Genomic DNA, 672 nt, shown 5'->3' with positions numbered 1-672 from the left:
TTTCATCCGGGCGGTCTCCTTCTGATGGTCAGTGAACCTCCATTATGGCACATCGATGCCGCAGGGAGGCCGTCCACCCCATCTGGTTCAGGCCATGACGCGCTTCATTGATGAGCACCGGCAGACATATGGTGTCGGGTCAATCTGCAAGATCCTGCCGATTGCACCATCTGTCTATTATGCAACCGTTGCCAGGCAGAAAAATCCTTGTGTGCGCAACCAGAAAGACAAAGATCTGTGTCATGAAATCCGCAGGGTCTGGAACGATAATTTCTGCGTCTATGGAGCGCGCAAGGTCTGGCATCAGCTCAAACGTGAAGGTCTGGATGTCGCCCGCTGCACGGTAGAGCGGCTGATGCGCCGGATGGGGCTGAAAGGCGTCATTCGTGGCAAGGGGATCAGAACCACACGTCCTGATCCACAACGTCCCTGCCCACAGGATCTGGTGCAGCGCCAGTTTCATGCACCAACCCCTAACAGACTCTGGGTTTCGGATTTTACTTACGTTTCTACATGGCAGGGCTTTGTTTATGTGGCCTTCATCATTGATGTGTTTGCCCGGGTCATTGTGGGCTGGCGTGTCTCCTCAACGGCCCATACTGACTTCGTGCTGGATGCCCTTGAGCAGGCTCTGTGCCAGAGGCGGCCAGAGGGAAAAGTGACCCACCATTC

Annotated in this window: 1 pseudogene and 1 other annotated feature; the pseudogene reads left to right on the top strand. The window is 55.1% G+C overall.

Annotated features, from left to right (window positions below):
- The first annotated feature begins 48 nt into the window (after window positions 1-48).
- Window positions 49-169, top strand: a sequence feature (AL1L pseudoknot).
- Window positions 59-672 (top strand): annotated as a pseudogene (locus FKW19_RS15265) (IS3 family transposase); the annotation flags it as partial. Its footprint overlaps the feature before it by 111 nt.

Origin of the sequence: Acetobacter sp. DmW_125128 (assembly GCF_008704325.1) — a bacterium.
In the GTDB taxonomy this organism is placed as follows: Bacteria; Pseudomonadota; Alphaproteobacteria; order Acetobacterales; family Acetobacteraceae; genus Acetobacter; species Acetobacter oryzifermentans.
The sequence above is the reverse complement of the archived record's forward strand: the minus strand, read 5'-3'. Positions and strand labels throughout refer to the sequence as shown.